Origin of the sequence: Niabella aurantiaca DSM 17617 (assembly GCF_000374125.1) — a bacterium.
Lineage (GTDB): Bacteria > Bacteroidota > Bacteroidia > Chitinophagales > Chitinophagaceae > Niabella > Niabella aurantiaca.
The window spans coordinates 700,242-722,992 of record NZ_KB893625.1 but is presented as its reverse complement, the minus strand read 5'-3'; the positions used below and the strand labels follow the sequence as shown (position 1 = coordinate 722,992).

Genomic DNA, 22,751 nt, shown 5'->3' with positions numbered 1-22,751 from the left:
CTACAAACCTCAAATCTCAAACGTCAAACTACCCCTGCCTCGCGGCCTTCCAGCCAGCTCTTGAACAAGGCCACCCGCTCCCGGCTTACCACCGTATCGGTATCCGCATCCGGACTGAGCTGGAGGATGAGCCGGCTGTTGTAGTAGCTGTTGATCTTTGCAATGGCATCGATGCAAACGATCATTTTCCGGTTGATGCGGAAGAACAGGGTCTTGTTCAGCATCTTATCCATCTGGTCCAGCGAATAATCCAACGGTACTTTTCTCCCGGTGTGGGTCACCGCCTTTGTAATTCCATCGGCATAACAGATACAGGCAATATCTTTCGACTTTACATAAACGATCTGGTTGTTCGCCCTGCCAATGAACCGTGTGTTTTCCTGCCGGTAGAACGCTTCGGCGATCCGGGAAAGATCCAGGGCCGGATGCGCACTGACCTGAGGTTTAAGATAATTGAATTTCTGTAGCGCCCGCTCCAGTTCTTCCCGGTCGATCGGCTTCATCAGGTAATCGATGCTGTGCACCTTAAAGGCCTGCAATGCAAATTTGTCGTACGCCGTGGTAAAGATCACCGGCATGCGGGTTTCCGTTTGCTGAAACAGCTCAAAACAATTGCCATCGGAAAGCTGTATATCCATAAACGCCAGATCGGCATTGTTTGCCGGGTCGTTCAGCCATTTTTTGCCCTCATCAACCGATTCAATGATCCCGAGCACCCGGAGCCCGGGCACCAGTCCGCCCAGCAATTGCACCAGGCGATCTGCGTTCAGTTTTTCGTCTTCAAATATTACAATGTTCATATCTGTATGCATGTTTAAAACTGGTCTTTCAATGCTTCCGGCAGAAAGGGCAATTTTACCACAAAACTCTCGCCGGTTTCCCGGATCTCCACCTGCTCGCCGGTGATTAGTTCATATCTTTTCCGGATATTGGAAAGGCCAATACCCGTGGAAAACCGGATCCCGTTGCGCTTCCGGAGATCATTGGAAATAATGATGTGCCCGTCGGTAAAACGGATACGGATATGCAGGGGCGCATTTGCCGCAAACCGGTTATGTTTTACCGCGTTCTCCACCAGCATCTGCAGGGCCGAAGGCGGAAGCAGCGAATGCTGCTGCTGTTCGGAGGGTACATCCATATGAAATAAAATACTGTTCTGATGCCGGATGCGGATCAGGAACAAATAGGACTCCAGAAAAGACAATTCGGTCTGAAGTGAAACCAGGTTTTCTTCTTTCTGGTCAAGAATGTACCGGTAGCACTTTGAAAGCTGGGTAATGTATTCTGCGGAAAGATCCGCGCTCTTATAAACCAGCCCTGTTAAAACGCTCAGCGAATTAAAAAAGAAATGCGGGTCGATCTGGCTTTTCAGCACATCGTACCGGGCCTGCATATTTTCTCTTTTCAGCCGTTCCGCATTTAGCCGGGCCTCCTGCCAGTTCTTATAATAAAAGAGGATGCCGTTAAAACTCAATATCAGAAGATAAAAGATAAAAGCGCCGAAAATAAGATCATAGCTCAGCCGGCTGAAGCTTTTCCAGGCTTCGTAATTGTTAAAAAAATAAATATCAAAAAAAGAATAGGTAAGGCCAAAAAGGAAGGCTGCAAAAACACCGAACAGCATCAGTCCCAGGCAAAGCAGCACAATGGTATAGGGAAATCTTTTTTTGACCGTGCGCTTTTGCAGGAAACGGGAAAGACGCTCCCCGCCTACCCAGATCAGCAGCCCCAGCGATACAAACATCAGGCTGAAGGATTGCTCCCGGAAAAACGAAGAACCCGCAGCATTGGCGAATGACATATCAAACGAACGGAACACCACGCTGAAGCCATAGAGGATCACGACCCGCGCAATATACTTCACCATGGGATGCTGCAGGAGCGCTTCCAGCTGCTGCCGGCTCATCTTTTTTAAAAGGAATATGATGGCGCCTAATATCATATACGGGTGTTGTTGTTTTTATCGAACCATTCCAACGCTTCCTCAATGGCAACAGAAACCGGGGTGTAGCTGAGCCCAAGTGCCCGTGAGGCTTTCTGCCCCGAATAGTAATTATGCAGGCATAAGAGATAGGCCGATGCATAGTTCAGCTTTAACCGTTTGCCTGTTAGCCGGCCGATCGCCGTTCCCAGCAGCCCACCCGCTTTCAGCAGAAGCCGGGGAATGCCCAGCATTACCGGGCTTTGCCGGGCCAGCCGGTTCACCATTCTGAAAAATTCGCGGTAGCTCAGGTTTTCCCCGGCAATCAGCAGGCATTCACCGTTTTCTCCATGCCGGCACGCGGCAACGATGGCGCGGCTTACATCCCCGACGTGTACAAAATTCTTTCCCCCCGGAGGATAGAACAGGAACATTTTGTTCAGCGCATATTTCAGGAGCCGGCCGGAGCTGGGCTTCAGATCATGTGCCCCGATCATAAATGTGGGATTTAGGATCACGGCCTGCAATCCTTTTTCCACCACGGCTTCCAGTACCTTTTGCTGAGCAATGTATTTCGTGTTGATGTACGGGGAATTGATCTTAAAGAGCGAAAAAGGGTTCAGTTCCGTACCCGGATCCTCAAGCGTTCCCGGTGCCATGGTGTTGGCCGTACTGATATAGATCAGCCGCTTTACGCCCTGGTTCAGGCATGCCCGGATAACATTTTCCGTTCCCCGGATATTCACCTTTTCATAGGCGCTCCGCCTGATCCCCCATTGCCCCGTAAGCGAAGCGGTATGTACTACAAAATCGCAGCCTGCAACCGCTTCCTCCACGTCTGCGGCGTTTTCTATGGTTCCATAGTACCACTCACAAAAAAGGCCGTTCAACAGGCTTGTGTCTGCCGATCTCCGGATCAGCACGCGTACTTCAAAGCCGTTCCGGCTAAACTCAAGGGCGGCATTATAACCCAGCAGTCCGCTGGCACCCGTAATCAATACTTTTGACATCTTCTAATGTGTTAGTTGCAACTCCCGTCTGATTGCCCCGGAGATCAGGCGTACTTTGACTGTAGATGGAAGAATGCCCATCAGCTTTTGATTCAGCCGGTTCCACCAGCCGGGAACAATAACAGCCCTGCCGGCCAGTGTTTGCCGGAGGATCCGGTTGGCCAGGTCTGCGGTGGAAAACAGTCCCAGCCGCCCTTTATACCCCTGCATCAGGATGCGTTGTGAGGTGTTGGAATTGGTCATGATCGGCCCAGGATAGGCCACGCTCACCGATACGCCCTGTGCCTGCATTTCCTCCCGGAGTCCCAGTGAAAAAGAAGAAACGAATGCCTTCGATGCGGGGTAAACCGTTTTATAGGCAATGGGTGAAAACGCGGCCATGCTGGCAATATTCAATACAAAGCTCTGTTCATGCTCCAGCAACCGGGGCAATAACGCACGGGTAAGCAACGCCGTGCAAGCGATATTGAGCTGGATGATCTTATCGATCAGCTGCGGCGAGCTGTCCAGCATCGACACTGTTCCGCCCATGCCCGCATTATTGATCAGGAAATTGACCGGGAACATCGCTTTGATCATTGCCGTATGCGATTCAAATGCCGCCCGGTTGGTCAGGTCAAATTCAAAAATACGGACATCGATCCCATAGAGGCGGCGCAGCTCCTCGCCCGTTCTTTTTATGGCGCTTCCTGGAAGCGCGATCAGGACCAGGTTCATACCCAGACGGGCGCAGCTAAGCGCAAAGGCGCTCCCCAGCCCGCTGCTGGCCCCCGTGATCAGCGTGTACTTTTTATTCATGATCTAAGATTGTTGTTGCAGCAATGATTTAAAACGGGACATCGTGGTAAGGATATTGTCATACACAATGGGATCAGAAACCCAGCGTGGGACCGTAACGCTTTTATTGGTGAGGATCTGGTAGGTAATGCGGGACTGGTTGTGCGCCAGCTGATCGATCACCCATTTGCCCGAAGTGCCTTCCAGGCGGGTCACATTTTTCAACCGTGGATAGGCCTGGTGCCGGACACTTTCGAAGTAAATGGTATTGGAACGGGCCGGTGCCTGGGGCGCATAGTAAAAGTATTTCAAGCTGCAGTCCTGGTCTTCCATAGGCCAGGGCAACGCATACCGGATGTAGTTCAGCCATACATGCTCATCGCGGGTGCGGGCTATTTTATACGCGCTCGATTTTACGTTCCAGCGGCTTCCCTTTGCAGCATCTTTCAAAAGCGTTACCACATCCGTCAATCCCGCGCCGGCAACCTCAAACGAAACTTTCAGCTCCCGCACCTTATTGCCATTATGCATTACCCAGCGTTCATACAGGGCAATTCCATTGGAGGTCTTCACCATTTTAAAATCGCCGGAAGGCGTTGCGCTTAACAGACTGCCGCAGAGGAACAGCGACATCAAAAAAAGTATCTTTTTCATAAACTATTTTTTACAAACATAACAGCGCCGGCAACCCTTTAAAAACAATAGTGCCTGAGCCGTATAATTTTCATGGTAAGATGTTGGTTTTTTTTGTGAACCGGCAACAGGATTTTATCATTAACACTTTTTAAGGAACCGTTTAAATGAGCTTAACACATTTTTGAAAGAAACAGAATACCTGCCTGACGGGTGCTTATACAATAAAGCGCCGCGTTCCGGAAAAAATATCAGAATCCCTTAACTGTTCCGGAACCGGTGATCGCCGCCGAAACTGCAGGGTTGCCCACGTAACGTACATCCCCGCTGCCGGTGATCGTTACGTTCAAATGATCCGTTGCCCATACGTTGGTATCGCCGGAACCGGTAAGCCGGAGCTTTGCTTCATTGCTCTGCATCTGATGCGCATCATAGTCTCCGCTCCCGGTAAGCGTTACATCCTGACTGTTGCACTGCCCGGCGTTGATCGTCACATCACCATTGCCGCTGATCTGTGTTTTCAGCGACGCAGCCGACAATTTTGCAAGGAACATATTGCCGGAGCCGGTAAGTTTCAGCTCCATGGAACCGGCCGTTATTGCGTCCAAAGCGGTAAAATTGCCGCTGCCTGTAAGTGTTATTGCTTTCAGTTCAGGCACCGTCACATATACGGTTACACTTCCTCTTTTAATGGTCACATTATTGGGCGTACGGACCACCAGTTTCCCGTCTACCACTTCTGTAATCACATACCGCTGTATATTATCGGCGGCGAGCACTTCCACTTTTGTATCTGTCCCTTTCGTATATTCCACATGACCGCTAATCGTTGTTTCAATTTTATCAAACCCGGTTACACTCCGCGTTTCCCTTACTGCCGGCCCGTCCGGATATACTTTCTTACAACCCTGGGAAGCGGCTAGCATTAACAACATAAGAGATAATGGTAGGATCTGTTTCATTTTCGTTTTGATTTTTATAAATGATTGATTAAATAATTAGAGACGGATATTGATCCCGGCAATGGCTCCCGGGGCAACCAGCAGCACGGATTCCCGCTTTTTGATCTTCCAGATATAATGCCCGGAGAACAATTCAGAATCCGACTGATCCGTAATATACAGGGCTGGTCCGATAGTGAGCTCTATAGCAGGTGTGACCTTTATTCCAAGCAGTGTTCTCAATGATTCTGTATGCCTGATAAAATTATGAACGTCGGTGCGTGCCATAAGCACGGCTTCCGAATTCACCCGTATCCCCCTGGTCAGAGGTATGCGGTATCCCAGCCCGGTTTCCATCTGAAGCACGGTCCGGCCCCGGTCCTTTGCCAGCCCGGCCCCAACGATACCATAAGTTTTATAACTTCCGGTACGCAATACCAGGCTTGCCGATACATCATCGTAAACCTGCAACCCGATCTGCTTTTCACCATGCCTGATAAAGTTTAAAATGCCAATGGGATACCGGGAGCTGTCGGCGATATTGATGAGCCCCGATAGCTGAACTCCTTCGACAGTCCGGGCCTTATTCACCAGGCCTGCGATCTGATTTCCGGCGTGCCGCGATGTGTTGACCAGGCCAGCCAGCTGCAACAGGCTGTAATGACTATAATTGCTTAAGCCGCCTATCTGTATAAACCCGTTGCCGGCATCATGGTTATGCAACCCGGCCAGCTGCAATCCTCTTCCGTTCCGGGAAGTGTTCACCAACCCCGCAATGGCTACGCCTTTGTTTGAGCCTTTAACCTGATTGACCAGCCCGCTGACCATTACCCCGCGATTGCTTCCGTAAAGCGTGGCATACAACCCGGCAACAGATACGCCCTTATTATCCCGGTTCACGCCTTGCAATGCATGCAAGGCGAAGGCCGGACTTATATCGCGGGCATGCACGCCCTGTGTACTGATGGGGGTTACCAATCCCAGGTGCACCGATTTGCCTGCATGCTCCTGTGCAGCAAGCTTTAAACCGGAAATAACAAATACGGGTAGTAAAATTGAATGTTTAATTTTCATGTCTTTAGTAATGTATCCCTCTAATACATCCTAAAGCCTTATTACCCCTATGCTGTCATTAAAAAAGATTCATCCCGATGGTCCAGCCCAGGCTTAGCGGATTGCGGCTGTTTTCGTTCAGGGTGATCATATTCCGGCGAAAATTGGTATAGGCATCCTGGCCGTCATTGCTTCCCGTAAGCTGATACTGCAGCCGGGGGCCGGCAAACAATTGCAGTTTGGGATGCACCTGATACATCAGCACCGGCTGAAAGCAGACGTTATCATAATTGGTGTTAAATTCTTTGGCCGTGGTGTAAAAAAGGCTCACCAGTTCTGTGGCCATTTTTATCTTCCGCTTCAGCGTCCATTCGCTGCCCAGTCCGTAACCAAACAGGTAGTAGCCGCCTGGGTTGCCGGCATGCACCCAACCCAGCTGAAGAATATTATATAAAGACCGGTTCCCGGATTTGTAACTAACATTAACCTGGCCGTTCTCCTGTGCCGAAACCGAAAAAGCATGCTTGCCGTTGCGGTGATAATTGAATGGTCCGATGGCAATGCCCCTGAGCGTATCTGCCAGGTTCACCAGCCCCAGCTGAAAGCCATTTATCTTCTTTGCCCGGTTCACCAGTCCGGCAACCTGGGCACCGCGGCTCATTTCCGTTGCCACGTTCACCAGCCCGGACAGTTGCAGGCCTTGTTCAAAAACGGTGGTGCGATTCACGATACCTGACAGCTGCATTCCTTTTTGTACGCTCTGCGCGTTATTGGCAATACCGGCGATCTGCAGACCGGTGAAGGCACCGGTACTGTTGTACCCACCGGTGATCTGCAAGCCGGTCATGGCGCTCTTGTCGGCATTTGCTAATCCGCCGATCTGCAATCCGCTTACCGTATCGCCCGCATAATTATACAGCCCGCCCACCTGCACACCATGCACGCTGCCGCCCACAAAATTGGCCAATCCACCAACCTGCACGGACCGGACATGCTTCTGTACGATATTGAACAGGCCACCGATCTCCAGCGCATCTACCTCCGCCGCATAGCCACCCAATAAGTTAAACGAAAGCTTGTTCTCCTGCTGACCTTTCAATACGTTCTTCGTGGCAATTCCCGGAAGGACGCCCAGCTGGAACTTCTGCTGATAAAAGTAATTTTTAAGATTGATGCTGCTGAGCCTTTGCCGGGTGCCGATCAGCCGCCGGGCCAGCCAGTGCCGTTGTACTGATGTCAGCCGCACTTCATTTTCTTCCATGATATGCGGCACCAGCGGCACGGTTAGCATTGGGTCGTTTTTGCCATCTATATGCAATAAAGTATCATAATAAGAAACACGGTTCACCGTTAATGTCATGTTTGCCGACAGGGGCATGCGGAGGGAGAAGGATCCCTGTTCATCCGACATGGTCCCGATCTGCAACTCCGGTATATAAACACTTACATACGCCACCGGCTTCTGGTCCGTATGATCAATAAAACGGCCCTGTACCACAATATACGGCGGCTCTTTTTTACGGATGACCACCTTATTGTTCTGCACGATGTATTGATACTCGTTATCAAACAGCAGGTCCAGTATCGCTGCCACCGGCTTATTGCTTACAGCGAACGATACCCGCTTCTGATTTTTGATAAACTGGTTGTCGTAGGAAAAATAGAAGCCGGCCCTGGCTTCGATCTGCATCAGCGCATCGTACATCGTAATATTCCTGAAATCAACAGAGATCACTTTTTGCAGCATTTTCTGCTGGGCCATGGCAAGCGATCCCCAAAAAAACAGCAGCAAGGTAAACAAATACTTTTTCAAGAAGGTCTATTTAGTAATGAGGTAATGGTTTCCCTTTTTCTGCCAGGTAGCATTAATCGTCAGCGCAACGTTCTCGATCGCCTGTTCCGGCTGTTCGTAGGAAAAATAGGTGCTGGTGATCCGTTTACCCGCAATGGCCGGATCGAGCTGTATTTCTATATGGTACAGTTCTTCCAGTATGCGCGCCAGATCATCCAGGCGTGTATCCTTACACCGGATGGTCTGTGTTTGCAATACTTCGTCGATGGCAGGACCCATCGTGCCGAGGTGCAACTGACCGGTGCGGTTATCCTTTACAATTTTCTGCCGGGCCACTGCCGTTATATGTTGATCGCCGGATGTAGCCATTACCTTGCCGGAATGTACAAATACCGTGTTAAAATCAGCGCGCTGCTGTATGGTAAACGAAGTGCCCAGCACCTGTACATCCATATCCCTGCTATGAATGATAAAGGGCTTGTCCGGGTTCCGGGCAATATCAAAAAGCGCATCCCCCTCCAGGCGCACGATTCTGTTTTTTTGATTAAACCCGTGCTCCACCTTCAATACGGCATGGGGGTAAAGCACAATGCCGCTGCTGTCTTCCAGATAGACCTTCCTGATCTCCGCCGTTGCTGCAAACTGCAATGGCTCCGGCCTGCTGATCAGCAAAAACAGCAGGACCAGGCCGGCTACCGCCGCCGCTGCAGCGCCCGCCCGCCACCACCGCATACGGACACTCCGGGTGCCGGCAGAACCTTTCTGCGCGATCTGCGCCTGGATCTTTTCCCAGGCCCGCTCTTTATTATAATAAGTATAATCCATATGGGACCCGGACACCTGCCAGGTACGGACGGTTTGTTCGTAAATTTTCCGGTGCGCCGGTTCTTCCTGCAACCAGCGCTCTACTTCTTTCCGCTCCGAAGCATCCAACGTCTGCTCATAATAGGCGATCAGTTTATGCTCCATATTTATACATTGAAGAGTTGATAAATAAACAATAGCAATACGCTTACGAGGTAAGCCGCCAGGCCTCCGCGCAGGAACTTCAACGCCTTCGTCATATGATTCTCCACCGTCTTTACAGACAGGTCCAATTCTGCAGCAACCTGCCGGTAGCTCAGTCCCAGCTGGCGGCACATATAAAAGACCGTAGCGCATTTTTCGGGCAGCCGGTTCAGCAAGCCCTGGATCTTTTCCTGCAGTTCCTTTTGTTCGGCCCTGTTGCTGTTATCCGCGTCCGTTCCGGTAACCCGTACCGCATGCGCATAAGTTGCCTGTACCCCTTTATGCTTCAGATGATTGAGGCATTCGTTCCGCACTGCTGTGTACAGGTATGCTTTTACAGATACGGGGTTTACATTACCCCTGGTTTCCCAAAGCTTTATAAAGATATTCTGCAACAGGTCCTCTGCGTACACCTCCGATCGCAGTATGGAGCAGGCATATCCGTATAAGGCCTCATAATGGAGGTCAAAAACATGCTTGTATTGAACACTGTCCAAACCCATTCCAGGATGCAAATATAATAGCGCCTTAACAGAATACAACCAAAACAGGCATTCCCCCTATCCGGAGAAAAAATTTTTTCCCCTTCACCGCTCGGTTTCCATAAACAACGTTAAAACCGTTCCCCGAAATGACCCCTCTCGCCGTTTTTTGGTTATCTTTAAAAAAATGTGTAAATGAAGAAAATTTTCACGCTGATTTTCACGGCTGTTGTTACCGTGGGTTTTGCACAGGAGGGTTATTGGCAGCAGCAGCTGAAATACGACATGCAGGTGACGCTGAATGATAAGACCCGATCCCTTACCGGAAAACAAACCATTCAATATAAGAATAATTCACCGGAAACACTCCAATTTATCTGGTTTCACCTCTGGCCCAATGCCTATAAGAACGACTCCACGGCCTTGCTGAAACAGATCCGCAACGATCTTTCACGAAGCGAAAAACTGGGCGCCATCACCTATGGTTCCATTGACGGGCTCAATTTTAAAGTGGACGGAAAGGCCGCAAAAACAGAGCCTCATCCCAACCCGGAGTACATCGACATCATTAAAGTGCTGCTCCCCACCCCGCTCAAACCGGGGGCCACAGCCACGCTTACTACCGACTTCCGTGTAAAGCTTCCCTCTTATTTTTCGAGGTCTGGTTTTACCGATGGTGAATTTATGATTTGTCAATGGTATCCCAAACCCGCCGTGTTTGACAAGAACGGATGGCATGAGTTTCCCTACCTGGATATGGGAGAGTTTTATAGTGAATATGCGGATTACAATGTGAAGATCACCCTGCCCTCCGATTACGTGGTAGGCGCTACGGGGGTTTTGCAGGATAAGGAGGAGCTGGCCCGGTATAAATCCATCGGCAGCATGAATGCCATTGGACGGAACGCTCCGCCCAAACTTTACAAGCCCGCAAAAGCCGGTTCCAAAACCCTTGCCTATACGGCGGAAAATGTTCCGGATTTTGCCTGGTTTGCCGAAAAGGGGCTCATCATTCAATATGACACCATACAGCTAAAAGATAAAACAGTAGACGCTTTTACTTATTACCATAACCAGCCGGGCACATTGTGGAACAACAGCATCGACTATGTAAAAGACGCCGTTCATCATTACAGCCGGTGGATCGGTGCGTATCAATATCCTACGGTACAGGCTTTTGAAGGCCCAAAAAATAACTCAAGCGGCGGAATGGAGTATCCCATGATCACCCTGATCACCTGCCCCGATGCCACCCGCGAATACCTGGACGGCGTGATCGCCCATGAGGTGGGACACAACTGGTTTATGAGCATGCTGGGCTCCAATGAACGGGCCCATACCTGGCAGGATGAGGGACTGAACACGTATTACCAGTTCCGGTACGAAGCAGAAAAATACCACTACAATTCAGTTGCCCGGGAATCGATCCCCGAAGAGATCAAAAAACTGCCGGTTGACCAGTTCCAGGAGCGGATCTATTTTGCGCTTTCGCAGATCCCCATGCAAACTGTTATCGAGCAACCCGCAGCAGATTTTAAAACATCCGAAGACTACGGCCTTGTATCTTACATCAAAACCGCAATCTGGATGTACCTGCTGGAGCGGCAGTACAGCCAGGCCCAGGTAGATAAAGCCTTTCAGGATTATTTTAATACCTGGAGCAACAAGCACCCACAGCCGGAAGACATGAAAGCCTCTTTCGAAAAAAGCCTGGGTACGACCCTCGACCGTTTCTTTGCGCTTCTGAAAAAACCCGGTTCACTGCTTCAACAATGATTTATGCAACGCTCATTAAAAAATAAAAAAGCTCTTGTAGGCGCCAGCAGTAACGGGCTGGGAAAAGCCATTGCCTGGCAGCTGGCCGGGAACGGTGCCACTGTTACTCTGCTGGCACGTAATGAAGCCACGTTGGCGCAGCTGGCAGGGGCATTGCCCACGCCGGAAAACCAGCAGCATCAGTATATAGCCGCAGACTTTTCGGATATCGACGCATTCAAAAGCAAAATGGATCATTATTTTTCCGGCAATACGGTTGATGTGCTGGTGAATAATACCAGTGGTCCCGCCCCGGGCACCGCCCTCGAAAAAAAAGACGCCGACTATGTAACCGCATTCAACCTGCTGTTCCGGACGGTACAGTACACCACGGAAAAAGCCCTTCCAAATATGATCGCCCGGGGTTCGGGGCGCATCATCAACCTTACATCCCGATCCGTTAAGGAGCCCATCGAGGCCCTGGCATTGTCCAATACCATCCGCGCTGCCGTGGTTACCTGGGGCAAAACCCTGGCCACACAGGTGGCAAAAGACAATATAACGGTGAACAACATCCTTACCGGCAATTTTGAAACGGACCGGATCCTTGAACTCTATGAGCGGGAAGCTGCTGCAAAGAACATCCCGCTGGAGGAATATAAAAAACAGGCGCTGGAAACGATCCCCATGAAACGGCTCGGCAAACCGGAAGAAATGGGCCACCTGGTAGCCTTCCTCGCTTCGGAACAAGCTGCCTATATTACCGGAACCAGCATCGCCATCGACGGGGGATTGATCCGGAGTGTTTGAGGGGAGTTTGCTAAATATGTTCAGAGAAAAGTAAAACGTTTTGCTTTTCTCTTTCCTGCTTTCCACCATCAACTTCCCGCTCCCCTCAAACTTCCCTACCTTTGCCGGATGCATTATGTTTCAGCAGAAGGACTGTCAAAAAGTTACGGGATCCAGCCCCTGTTCTCCGATATTTCGTTCCACATTGAGGAAGGCGACAAAGTGGCCATCGTTGCCCGGAACGGTACGGGGAAATCCACATTGCTAAAAATACTGGCGGGCAAAGAAACACCGGATGCCGGCAAGCTATGGATCCATAAAGATGTAGAAGTGATCCTTTTTGAGCAGGAACCGGACCTGGAGGAAGAGCTGACCATCTCTGACAATATCTTTTTTCACAACCATCCTACGGTAAAAGCCATTCGCGAATATGAGCTGGCCAGCGAAAGCGGCGACGCAGACCGCATCAGCCAGGCACTGATCCAATTAGAAGAACGCAATGCCTGGGATTTCGACGCCAAAGTAAAACAGATCTTTGGCAAATTAAATATCCACCACCTCGATCACAAGATAAAGACGCTGAGCGGCGGGCAAAAAAAACGCGTGGCCCTGGCACGCACATTGATCGATATCGGTTTTGAGCACAAGCACGTATTGCTGATCATGGACGAACCTACCAACCACCTGGATGTGGGTATGGTAGAATGGCTGGAACACTTCCTGGGAAAGGAGAACGTTACCCTGCTGCTTGTAACCCACGACCGCTATTTCCTGGATGCGGTTTGTGAGGAGATCTGGGAAATCGAAGACAGTGAGCTCTATGTACACAAGGGCGACTACGAATATTACCTTGATAAAAAAGCCCAGCGTATTGAAAATACAAACGCCACCATCGACAAGGCTAAAAACCTTTACCGCCGCGAGCTGGAGTGGATGCGCAAACAACCCAAAGCGCGTACCACCAAATCCAAAAGCCGGGAAGATAATTTCTATAATATCGAAAAAACGGCCAAACAGCAGGTAACCGACGACCAGGTACAGCTGCAAATGAAAATGAACCGGCTCGGAGGAAAGATCGTCGAGATGAAAAAAGTGTATAAGTCCTTCGGCGATAAAAAAATACTGGACGGGTTCGACTACACTTTTAAAAAAGGAGAACGGGTAGGCATTATCGGGAAAAACGGCGCGGGAAAATCTACGTTTATAAATATCCTGCAAGGCGCGGATACAGCCGATAGTGGCAAGATCAATATCGGCGATACGATCGTTTTTGGCAACTATTCCCAGCAGGGACTGCTCCTGAAGGAAGACATGCGGGTAATCGAGTTTGTAAAGAATATTGCGGAGAATTTCCCGCTTGCAAACGGCGGCACCCTCAGCGCCGCCCAGTTCTTACAGCTTTTTCTTTTTGATCCGGATAAACAATATACGTATATCAGCAAGTTGAGCGGCGGGGAGAAGCGAAGACTGCTTTTACTGTCCATCCTGTTCCGCAATCCCAATTTCCTGATCCTTGACGAACCTACAAATGACCTGGACCTTCCCACCCTTTCGGTGCTGGAAAATTTTCTGAGCGAATACCCCGGCTGTTTACTGATTGTATCCCACGACCGGTACTTTATGGACCGGCTGGTGGATCATCTTTTTGTTTTTGAAGGCGATGGCATCATTAAAGATTTTCCGGGAAACTATACCCAATACCGGGCGCAGGAAAAAAGCCCGGTCCCGCAGGCTGCTGCCGCCAATGAGCCGCAGGCGGCCCCGGTGCAAAAATCCGTCAGCAGGAAAATATCCTTTAAAGAAAAACGCGAATATGAATCGCTTGAAAAGGAGATCGCTGATCTGAACGCGGAAAAAGAAACCATCACTGCCCAGCTTTCCGGCGGTGCTTCCGGGTTCGAAGAGCTGGAGGCATTATCCAGGCGCATCGGAACGATCAGTACATTGCTGGACGAAAAAGAAATGCGCTGGCTGGAGTTGAGCGAGCTGATCGAGGCATGAGATTCCAGATTTCAAGTTCAAAGTTGAGTAGCTAAAATCCTGTTTACTTTCGCTCCATAAAATGGGTTATGGAAGATTATCTGATCGGTATCGGAAAGCGGATCAAGGCGATCCGGAAAAATAAATGCCTTACCATCAACAATGTTGCAGGCAGGGCAGACCTGAGCAAAATGGCCGGGCCATCCCCCCCCTTCTGGTCCTGCTTACCATCATAAGGGTGCTGGATGCCGGTATTGCTGATTTTTTTAAGGATATTCCCTTATCCGGCACCTGTTCCTATAAGGATTTCTTAGCTGCCACAAAGACGTGAAGACACCTGGCAACACTAAGAATTTTATAGCTGCCGCTGAAGAGCTGAAGTTCTAAAGAAGACCAGAGCCTTTCCGCCTTTGCGGCGAAAAAAAACACAGAGCTTTCATCGCGCTGCCGGCGGTTACCCGGCTTTATTTAGTTCCTCATCGGGCCATTACCTTTTTCAGCAAAGCAAGGGTTGCCTTTATACCATCGTATTCGCTCAGCTCATTGCCTTCATACTCGATCCCTACGATTCCTTTAAACCCGGATGCATTTATAATATCAAATATCTTCTTGTAATCCGTCTCTACACAATCGCCCTGGGCATTAAAATCGTAAGACTTGGCGCTCACCCCCTTGGCAAAGGGCATCAGTTCCTTTACCCCCAGGTAGCGGTCATACTCCTCCAGGCACTTCCAGTTTTCACCACGTTTCAGGCAGAAATTTCCAAAATCGGGAAGCGTGCCCACATTCTTTTTACCGATGCTATTCATTACCCCACTCAGCCACTTTCCATCCGAAGAAAGGCCGCCGTGGTTTTCCACGATCACATTGATCTTTTCTTTTGCCGCGTATTCGCCCAGCTGCCCTAATCCATCCACCGCAGCTTTCGCCACGTCTTCTGCAGTACCGTTGCCCGCAGCATTCACCCGGATGGTCTTACAACCCAGGAACTTTGCCGCGTGCACCCATTTATAATGGTTCTCTACTGCTTTTTTGCGCGCTGCATCATTGGTGTTTCCCAGCTCGCCCTCTCCGTCGCACATGATCAGGTGGTTAGTAACACCGTTGTCCTTGCACACGGTAAGCAACTGGTTCAGGTATGCCATATCCTCCGCCTGGTCTTTAAAAAACTGGTTCACATATTCCACGATCGAAATACCAAATTCCTTTTTTGCGATCCTGGGAAAATCCAGGTTTGAGATCTGCTTTTTCTGCAAGGCCCGGTGCAGGGACCATTCTGCCAACGAAATGGGATATTTTTTAACCCTGCCGGCGCCGGCCAGCAATGGCTGGCTTGCCATAACACCTGCAGTCAGAACAGAGGTCCTTTTTAAGAATTCTTTTCGGTTGATATGCATATTGAAAATTTAAGAATGAATCAATTAAAATATATTGCCGCAGATCCGCTGACGATCCAATTGTGCCGGTGGCAGGATCAGCGAATCTGCGGCAGATAATGATAAACCAGTGCCCGCATATGCCGGCGTGCTGTTCGTTCTACTATAATGCCCAGGCTTTGTCGCCCTTCTTATAGGGATAGGCCCCATCAAATTTTCCGGGCGTCTCTACATAGCGTAGCGCCTGTGTTGCACCCGGTTTGGAAGTAAAGTAACCCCATACTGTCAATTGCTTCATCATGGTAAAATAATGTGGCGGGTAGCTCTGTTTTACTTTTACGGCACCAAAATTCTTTTTGGCTTCCTCCGCTTTCACCCACGCATCCTGCTGTTCATCAAAGGCCTTCTTCTCTTTTTTATAGGTATCCGTCTTTACAAATTCTTTCGCTTCCTTATCCAGGGCGGTCAGGAATTCGGTCCTTTCTGCTGCAGACAGTTCGGTGAATGCTTTGCTGTATTTTGCCTTACAGGCTTCATTAAACTTATCGATACCCTCGTTGAACGCCTTTTGCTCATTCTCCCGGTAACAATCGGTTACGATGGTTTTCATAAAATTGCCGATCTGCGCGGCCTTCGCACCTGGTGAATCCGGTGTGGTCGGGAGGATCGTTTCTCCGATCTCGTCCAGCAATGCAATTGTCTCGGGCGAAAATGCACCCGCCTTGGTAGCGGTGGATTTACAACCCGACAAAAAAACTTCCGCGCCGATAACAGTACCTCCCAGCAAGATACCAACACGTGATAAAGCTTCTCTCCTGTTCATTGTTTGTATTTTAGTCGGTCTGCACGCCTGCCAGATTTTAAAAAACCTCACAAGTGTACAGACCTGTTGGGTTAAAGATTTTGTTTTTTCAATTCATTTACCGCATGATCCACCGCCCGGGCCGTAAATGCCATATAGGTCAGTGAGGGGTTTACGCAGTTCGCAGATACCATGAACGAACCATCGGTCACAAAAACGTTCGGAGCATCCCACATCTGGTTCCATTTATTGAGCACCGATGTTTTCGGATCAGCGCCCATACGCGCGGTTCCCATTTCATGGATGCCGCGTCCGATGGTGCCATCGCCTTCCCGGCCCCTTACATCTTTTACGCCGGCTTTTTCCAGCATTTCGATGGCGTCATTCTTCATATCCACACGCATCTTCCGCTCATTTTCCTTCCATTCCGCATCGATGGAGAGCACATTCAGACCCCATTTATCTTTTTTATTGGGATCCAGCGTTACCACATTCTCATGATAAGGCAGGATCTCCCCGAAGCCCCCAATATTCATGTGCCAGGAGCCCGGTTCGGTCAGCGACTCTTTCAATCCGACTCCAATGGTAATCTCTTCCGCCGAAGTATTGCCCCGGCCCCGGCCTCCGCCGCCCTGGTAGCCGAAACCACGGAGATAATCGCGCTTGTCGCCATTCAAATTCCTGAAACGCGGAATATAGATCCCGTTGGCACGGCGGCCATAAGTGTATTTGTCCTCATATCCTTCCACTTTTCCGCTCGCGCCTACACCCAGGTGATGGTCCATCAGGTTATGCCCCAGCTCTCCGCTGGTGCTTCCCAATCCGCCGGGCCAGATATCCGTAGCAGAATTCATCAGGATCCAGGTACTGTTTAAGGTAGAGGCATTCAGAAAGACGATCTTTGCATTATAAACATAGGTCTTATTGGTTTCCGCATCCAGCACTTCCACTCCCGTAGCGCGCTTCTTATCTTTATCGTAAAGGATCTTTGTAACAATGCTCCAGGGTCTTACCGTAAGATTACCGGTTTTCATAGCAGCCGGTAAGGTAGAGGACTGGGTGCTGAAATAAGCACCAAAGGGGCACCCCAGCCAGCATTTATTCCGGTACTGGCAATTGGTACGTCCCGGCAATGGCTGGGTAATATTCGCCACGCGGCCAATGATCATCTGCCGCTGTCCTTTATAAATGTCCTTTATGCGGGATGCAACGTCTTTTTCAACTACCGTCATATCCATTGGCGGTAAAAACTGCCCATCCGGCAAATGGCCGATGCCATCCCGGTTTCCGCTGATGCCTGCAAATTTTTCCACATAATCGTACCAGGGCGCGATCTCCTTATAACGCACCGGCCAGTCAATGGCGATCCCGTCTTTGGCATTGGCTTCGAAATCCAGATCGGACCAGCGATAGCTTTGCCGGCCCCATAGCAGGGAGCGGCCGCCCACATGATATCCCCGGAACCAGTCAAAACGTTTTACCTCTGTATAAGGCGATTCTTTTTCATCTACCCACCAGTCGAGGTTCGTTTCATTCAGCGGGTAATCGCGGTTCAGCACCGGGTGATCCTTGATCATTTCCTGCGTTTTGGATCCCCGGTGCGGAAACTCCCATGGCGCTTTGCCGGCATTGACGTAGTCCTTTACATGCTCGATGTTCTTACCCCTTTCCAGCATGATCACTTTCAGCCCTTTCTCGGTGAGTTCTTTTGCAGCCCATCCCCCGGAAATACCGCTGCCAATAACAATAGCGTCGTAAGTGTTATTTTCTGCCATTAAACTGTTTTTAAAATAAACGTTAAATCGTTAGTGAAAAAATAAACAATCATTGAAGCTGTTCATGAAACGTTGCCCGCTTCCGGCAAACAAAACCCGCAGGGCCGCCTTAACCAATTGGTCATTTACCGGGTTTACTGCGGCTTATATCATGCTTTGTAGAAGGCGAAACAACTCCGCCATAAAAATATTGCTTTAAATTCAAATTCGCAGTTATTTTTTCCACAATTACATGAACGGCATTGTGTGTTTCGTACATATTCACGTTTTCTTTCTTTTTTTAGACTTTTTCTAACACAGACACGGCCATTTTATCCCTGTAGTGGATGTCTTTTACCAGAACAGCGCCCCGGTATTCAGCCATCCGGAGATCAGACAGCATGACCGGTCATCGAACCTTGCGCTCCGGATCTATTGATAACGAACGATGCTTCCCCGTGCGGCAGCAATCCTTAATTTCCGGAACAGCAAGACCCGGCGGGCTTTGGATACAGCCGTTCATCAGATAACATGGAGCAATACTTCTCTTCCATAACCCAGATGGGTTTATCTGGCCAAAAGCACCCGGAATAGCAATTATTCCGAATGATTTATCTTTGCGTCATGAGCTTTTCTGAGACCAGCCCGTTTACAAGAACTGAAGCGGAAACCGATGTGCTGACGGCAGCTGCGGCCTCCTGGCAACTGATCGTATGGAATGACGAAGTGAACACTTTTGAATGGGTGATCGAAACCCTTATGGAAGTTTGCGGTCATAGCTATGAGCAGGCAGAACAATGCTCCTATATTATTCACTTTAAAGGCAAATACGCCGTTAAAGAGGGCATGTACGAGGACCTGGAGCCCATGTGCAGCGCCATTCTTGATCGCGGTATTTCGGCAACGATCGAAGAGCTCGTTGCTTAGTTACCCCAATGGCCATTTTTGCACTATCAGACGAACTGTATTTTCCGCCGGTGCACCTGGCAGAAAAAGACGGACTGCTTGCGATTGGTGGCGACCTCGACCCGCAGCGGCTGTTGCTGGCTTATGCTTCCGGCATTTTTCCTTGGTATGAAACACCGCCCGTGCTCTGGTGGTGCCCCAACCCACGCTTTGTATTGTTTCCCGGCGAATTCAGAAAAAGCAAGACCGTGCGCGCGCTCATGAACAGAAATGCGTTCGGGTTCACCATTAACCAGGCTTTTGAAAAAGTGATCCGTTCCTGTCAGAAAGTACGGCGCAGCAATCAGGATGGCACCTGGATCACCGAAGATGTGGTCCATGCATATCTGCAACTTCATCTCCAGGGATATGCGCACAGCGCCGAGGTCTGGAAAGACGGCGCACTGATAGGGGGGCTCTATGGCATCCGCCTGGGGCAGGTTTTTTTTGGAGAAAGCATGTTCAGCCTTGTCAGCAATGCTTCCCGGTTCGCATTTGCCCGGTATCTCGAATACCTGAAAAAAGAAGGAGTGCAGCTGATCGATTGCCAGGTTTACTCGGAATACCTCGAAAGCATGGGAGCCCGTATGATCGACGGAAAAATATTCGATACGCTTTTAAAACAATACATACCCGTTTGATAATTTGGAAATTTGAAGATGTGGAAATGGAGTCATACATCAGGCATTAAACGGATCTAACGTGAAACCTCAAACGTGAAATATGTCCTTTGCGCTTCACATTGTCCTTTTATAGTGGTGCTTAAAACCGGGTACCGATATAATGCGGCAACATCTCCCGCCAGGTAGGCCAATCGTGTTTATAGTTCTCACCCCAGTTGTCAAACTCGTAATAAATACCTTTATCATAAAGGATCTTGGCAAACTCGCCGCCTGCCCGGGGGTCCTCGTAGGCCCCTGCCCCCGTAAGGATGTGGATGTGCGGGCTGTTTCGGATCTGCTCCAGAATCCCGTCATCCGTCAGGTTGGGCATATAGTGCCAGGGACTGTTAAAATAGACCGTATCATTCATAAACCCATCTGTATAGTAGGTAAGGTCGTATACGCCGCTCATTGCAATAACCCCGCCCAGCAGGTCCGGCCGTTTTAAAAACAAATTCATGCTGTGCAAGGCGCCAAACGAGGCCCCGCTAACAAATACAGGAGTACCGGCGCCGGATTCATTTTTTATATATGGCAGTACCTCATTGTACACGTAGGCATTCCATTGCTCGTGTCGTTGTGCCTTGTCCCAGTTATTCATGTCCTTGTTCAGCCAACTTTCGTTATTTACGCTGTCGATCGAATATACTTTCAGCTTTCCGTCATTGATAAACGGCGCCAGGCTATCGATCAAACGGAAGCGTTCGTATTCCATAAAATCGGCGCCGGCAGTGGGCACCAGTAGCAATACCGTTCCAAAATACCCGTAAGCGACAACCGGCATTTCTTTTTGCAGAGCCGGACTGAACCAGGAAGTAATATGCTTATTCATGAACCGGGTTTTAAATCTCTATACAAAGTAAGCATTTAAAATAAGATAATAAACATTAGATACAGGCTTTCTGCTCATCAGGTACTGTCAATGCCGAAATCCGGGACAATCGACAATCGACACCCGACGAGACAACAGGAAGGGAGGTCTGGTTCCTATGATGTTTTGACCTGAGACCTGAAACTTTAAACTCCCGAAATCCAGAACAGGAAGCCACGAATATGGAATCGCTAAATCATTTTGCCGTTTTTGTAACTCCATCCCACCGGTCGGTACGGAAGGGACTGGCAGGCAGCCCGGCGCTGTTGACCAGATTTGCATCCGGGTTATCGGCCCAGGCATAGCGGACCGCAACGGGCTGTTTTACTCCGGGCGCTTTCACCGTTATCGTATTTCCGGAAATTTCGGCCTCCGCCCATTGAAATTGCTGATCGGAACCAGCGATGGCGAAACCGGTCAGCTTCCCGCCGGAAGCCTTCATTCCTGCAGCGTGATCAAAGCTCAGCAGGATCCGGTCACCTTTTACTTTTTGTGTTTTATAAACAGGGCCGGAGTATTCGATGTTCTTTTTATAGTCCCTGTTCAATGCGATCAGCGCCAGCCTTCTGCCCACTTCCTGTTTGTTTTTAGGATGAATATCCTTCGCATCGCCGATGTCAATGATCGTTGCCATGCCGGTGTTGGGAAGCTGTGTGGTCATCAGCTGTGCCTCCCGCAGCTCGGCCCATGCCGAAGATCCCGGCTGATCCGCCCGCTTCATAAAGTTTGCCAGCTGAACAAAGTAAAACGGGAAATTGCCCGATGGAAACTTCGAGCGCCAGTCCCGGATCATCGCAGGGAACAATGTCCGGTACTGGTAGGCCCTGCCTGCATTGGATTCACCCTGGTACCAGATGGCCCCTTTAATCGTGTATTGGATGACCGGGTGGATCATGGCGTTATACAATACAGTAGGCCGGTTGGGATTGTTGGGGTTTGCCGGCGCCGGTGGCAGGTCTTTTAATGCGTAGGATATCCTGTACTTCCAGTTGCCGGAAAGCGCAGCCTTCTGTCCCGCACTGTTCCTGATGAAAAGCTGTGCCGGCGTTCCGTAGATGCCGCCGCCATTGCCGTTGTCCATTACACGTATGGTAAGATCGTTTGCATCTTTTTTCACCAGCCTTGCCGGGATCGTATAAACCCGCTCCTGATTCCACCCGCTGGTAGCGCCAATCTGCTCTCCGTTGAACCAGGCTATATCCTCATCATCAACCGGCCCCAAGCTCAGCGTAAGATCTTCCGCCTGCCAGTTCGCGGGAAGCGTTATTTTCTGTTTGAACCAGATCATTCCGTCGAAACCCGGCAGACCGTTGTCCTCTACCAGGCCGGGAACCGCCATGGTTTTCCAGTCTGCAGTGTTCAGATCTGCCGCAGCCCAGAGCGCTTTTCCATTCACCATGCCTTTATCGGCTTCCTGTTTTTTCTGGCTCCACTCTCCAAGCAAGCGCTCAAACGTCTGCTGATCTGTAGCCGGTGTGTTCTTTATTTCCCGCGCAGCAGTAGCAAAATCGGCCATATGCTGCAGCGTCTCATAACTGGTCCAGGCTTCAGCAATCGTACCACCCCAGGAGCTGTGGATCAGCCCGATGGGTATCTTTGTTTTTTCGTAGATCTCCCGGGCAAAGAAATAAGCCACGGAAGAGAACTCAGCTACCGTCTCCGGTGCGCAAACATCCCAACCGTTATTGCGTACCCGGAGCTCATTCAGAGGCTGATTGGCCGTAACATGAATGGCCTGTAACAGCCGTATATTGGGATAACTTGCATTTGCAATCTCCTGCTCGTAATGCTGTATCTTTCCCCAGCCGGCCAGGGGCATTTCCATATTGGACTGACCGGAACACAACCACACATCCCCGATCAGCACATTCTCCAGTGTAACGGTATTGTCTTCGGAAATACGGATCGTATAGGGCCCGCCAAAGGAAGGCGTGTTTACATTTACCTTCCAGTTACCGGAAGCATCTGCTTTTGCCCGGTAGGTCCTTTTATTCCAGGATGTTTGTACCAGCACGGTTTTTCCGGCCCCCGCAGTGCCCCAAAGGGCAGGCGTTGCTTTTTGCTGCAATACCATATTGTTGCTGATCAACACCGGCAACTTCACTTCGGCCGACAGGCGACCCGGAAATACTGAGCTCAGGGCAAAAAGCACCAGCGTCAAAAAATGGCAAGGTTTCATCTGTTTATTTTTTTGAATGGT

The 22,751-nt window shown here is 49.8% G+C and carries 21 protein-coding genes; 6 read left to right on the top strand and 15 right to left on the bottom strand.

Translation table 11 applies throughout. The annotated features are described in order from the left end of the window. Positions 1-23: 23 nt before the first annotated feature. The 10 genes from B160_RS0103045 to B160_RS0102995 all read right to left on the bottom strand — a co-directional run bounded on the left by B160_RS0103045 (position 24) and on the right by B160_RS0102995 (position 9,638). On the bottom strand, positions 24-800 hold the full coding sequence (locus B160_RS0103045; RefSeq protein WP_026309485.1) for a LytR/AlgR family response regulator transcription factor: 777 nt from the start codon (positions 798-800) through the stop codon (positions 24-26). A 14-nt stretch (positions 801-814) separates the two neighbouring features. After that, positions 815-1,942: a sensor histidine kinase gene (locus B160_RS0103040; RefSeq protein WP_018626392.1), complete on the bottom strand. Its 1,128-nt coding sequence runs from the start codon at positions 1,940-1,942 to the stop codon at positions 815-817. Further along, positions 1,939-2,931, bottom strand: coding sequence for an NAD-dependent epimerase/dehydratase family protein (locus tag B160_RS0103035; protein ID WP_018626391.1), 993 nt, complete (start codon positions 2,929-2,931; stop codon positions 1,939-1,941). Before B160_RS0103035 ends, B160_RS0103040 begins: the two co-directional genes overlap by 4 nt. Before the next feature lie 3 nt (positions 2,932-2,934). Next, positions 2,935-3,729 (bottom strand): SDR family NAD(P)-dependent oxidoreductase, encoded by a 795-nt coding sequence (locus B160_RS0103030; RefSeq protein WP_018626390.1) that lies wholly within the window; start codon positions 3,727-3,729, stop codon positions 2,935-2,937. Positions 3,730-3,732: 3 nt separating this feature from the next. After that, entirely contained in the window at positions 3,733-4,362 is a 630-nt protein-coding gene (locus tag B160_RS0103025; protein ID WP_018626389.1) for an SRPBCC family protein, read from the bottom strand. A 230-nt stretch (positions 4,363-4,592) separates the two neighbouring features. Beyond that, entirely contained in the window at positions 4,593-5,303 is a 711-nt protein-coding gene (locus tag B160_RS0103015) for a head GIN domain-containing protein (RefSeq protein ID WP_083927651.1), read from the bottom strand. A 36-nt stretch (positions 5,304-5,339) separates the two neighbouring features. Next, a complete protein-coding gene (locus tag B160_RS0103010; protein ID WP_018626387.1) occupies positions 5,340-6,356 on the bottom strand; it encodes a hypothetical protein in 1,017 nt (338 codons plus the stop codon). 58 nt (positions 6,357-6,414) lie between these two features. Then, on the bottom strand, positions 6,415-8,148 hold the full coding sequence (locus B160_RS0103005) for an STN and carboxypeptidase regulatory-like domain-containing protein (RefSeq protein ID WP_157557860.1): 1,734 nt from the start codon (positions 8,146-8,148) through the stop codon (positions 6,415-6,417). Positions 8,149-8,154: 6 nt separating this feature from the next. Continuing rightward, positions 8,155-9,096, bottom strand: coding sequence for a FecR domain-containing protein (locus tag B160_RS0103000; RefSeq protein ID WP_018626385.1), 942 nt, complete (start codon positions 9,094-9,096; stop codon positions 8,155-8,157). Positions 9,097-9,098: 2 nt separating this feature from the next. Next, positions 9,099-9,638 carry an RNA polymerase sigma-70 factor gene (locus B160_RS0102995; protein ID WP_018626383.1) on the bottom strand — a complete coding sequence of 180 codons (540 nt, stop codon included), beginning with the start codon at positions 9,636-9,638 and terminating at the stop codon, positions 9,099-9,101. A 174-nt stretch (positions 9,639-9,812) separates the two neighbouring features. Between B160_RS0102995 and B160_RS0102990 the strand changes: the two genes are divergently transcribed. The 4 genes from B160_RS0102990 to B160_RS31510 all read left to right on the top strand — a co-directional run bounded on the left by B160_RS0102990 (position 9,813) and on the right by B160_RS31510 (position 14,377). Next, positions 9,813-11,393, top strand: coding sequence for a M1 family metallopeptidase (locus tag B160_RS0102990; RefSeq protein ID WP_018626381.1), 1,581 nt, complete (start codon positions 9,813-9,815; stop codon positions 11,391-11,393). Positions 11,394-11,396: 3 nt separating this feature from the next. Next, positions 11,397-12,182, top strand: coding sequence for an SDR family oxidoreductase (locus tag B160_RS0102985; protein ID WP_018626380.1), 786 nt, complete (start codon positions 11,397-11,399; stop codon positions 12,180-12,182). 108 nt (positions 12,183-12,290) lie between these two features. Further along, the gene (locus tag B160_RS0102980; protein WP_018626379.1) at positions 12,291-14,162 is read left to right on the top strand and encodes an ABC-F family ATP-binding cassette domain-containing protein; all 1,872 of its coding nucleotides are present in this window, start codon (positions 12,291-12,293) and stop codon (positions 14,160-14,162) included. A 68-nt stretch (positions 14,163-14,230) separates the two neighbouring features. Then, positions 14,231-14,377 carry a helix-turn-helix domain-containing protein gene (locus B160_RS31510; RefSeq protein ID WP_157557859.1) on the top strand — a complete coding sequence of 49 codons (147 nt, stop codon included), beginning with the start codon at positions 14,231-14,233 and terminating at the stop codon, positions 14,375-14,377. A gap of 240 nt (positions 14,378-14,617) precedes the next feature. Here B160_RS31510 and B160_RS0102970 read toward each other — a convergent pair whose 3' ends face one another. The 3 genes from B160_RS0102970 to B160_RS0102960 form a co-directional block, all read right to left on the bottom strand. Then, positions 14,618-15,538 carry a sugar phosphate isomerase/epimerase family protein gene (locus B160_RS0102970; RefSeq protein WP_018626377.1) on the bottom strand — a complete coding sequence of 307 codons (921 nt, stop codon included), beginning with the start codon at positions 15,536-15,538 and terminating at the stop codon, positions 14,618-14,620. A 142-nt stretch (positions 15,539-15,680) separates the two neighbouring features. Next, entirely contained in the window at positions 15,681-16,340 is a 660-nt protein-coding gene (locus B160_RS0102965; protein ID WP_018626374.1) for a gluconate 2-dehydrogenase subunit 3 family protein, read from the bottom strand. 71 nt (positions 16,341-16,411) lie between these two features. Then, the gene (locus tag B160_RS0102960) at positions 16,412-18,094 is read right to left on the bottom strand and encodes a GMC oxidoreductase (RefSeq protein WP_018626373.1); all 1,683 of its coding nucleotides are present in this window, start codon (positions 18,092-18,094) and stop codon (positions 16,412-16,414) included. Positions 18,095-18,697: 603 nt separating this feature from the next. Here B160_RS0102960 and B160_RS0102950 point away from each other — a divergent pair. Next, a complete protein-coding gene (locus B160_RS0102950; RefSeq protein WP_018626371.1) occupies positions 18,698-19,000 on the top strand; it encodes an ATP-dependent Clp protease adaptor ClpS in 303 nt (100 codons plus the stop codon). Positions 19,001-19,008: 8 nt separating this feature from the next. Then, positions 19,009-19,659 (top strand): leucyl/phenylalanyl-tRNA--protein transferase, encoded by a 651-nt coding sequence (gene aat / locus B160_RS0102945; protein ID WP_018626370.1) that lies wholly within the window; start codon positions 19,009-19,011, stop codon positions 19,657-19,659. A gap of 121 nt (positions 19,660-19,780) precedes the next feature. Here aat and B160_RS0102940 read toward each other — a convergent pair whose 3' ends face one another. Next, positions 19,781-20,512 carry an esterase family protein gene (locus tag B160_RS0102940; RefSeq protein WP_018626369.1) on the bottom strand — a complete coding sequence of 244 codons (732 nt, stop codon included), beginning with the start codon at positions 20,510-20,512 and terminating at the stop codon, positions 19,781-19,783. Positions 20,513-20,747: 235 nt separating this feature from the next. Continuing rightward, positions 20,748-22,730 (bottom strand): sialate O-acetylesterase, encoded by a 1,983-nt coding sequence (locus tag B160_RS0102935; protein ID WP_018626368.1) that lies wholly within the window; start codon positions 22,728-22,730, stop codon positions 20,748-20,750. Positions 22,731-22,751: the final 21 nt, after the last annotated feature.